We start from the raw sequence: 294 nt of genomic DNA on the forward strand, positions 1-294 counted from the left end.
GAAGGCTTTATTGCCACCACCGCCTTTGCTCCAGTACTTCAGATGGATACTCGCATCGCTGACGATAGTGCCCACGCTCATGCGGTGGCGGCGCGCCAGTCGAGCATCGGGGACGCGCCAGATGCCGTGCTCATCGGGCTCTACGCGGCGGTAATCCGGATAAGCGGTGAGCGACAGCCCGCCATGGCGCACAAAAGCCAGCGCCCAGGCCCAGTCGGCTTCGCTCAGCTCGCGGTAGGCCCAGGCGCCGCCTACCTCTGCCAACTGTGCATCGGGAGTGAATCCGCCGCCCAG

At 65.3% G+C, this 294-nt stretch carries 1 pseudogene; it reads right to left on the reverse strand.

Annotated elements, in window-relative coordinates:
• Nucleotides 1-294, reverse strand: a pseudogene (locus AC0L20_RS40715) (DNA ligase-associated DEXH box helicase); the annotation flags it as partial.

The organism is Bradyrhizobium sp. Kon58, from assembly GCF_055807455.1.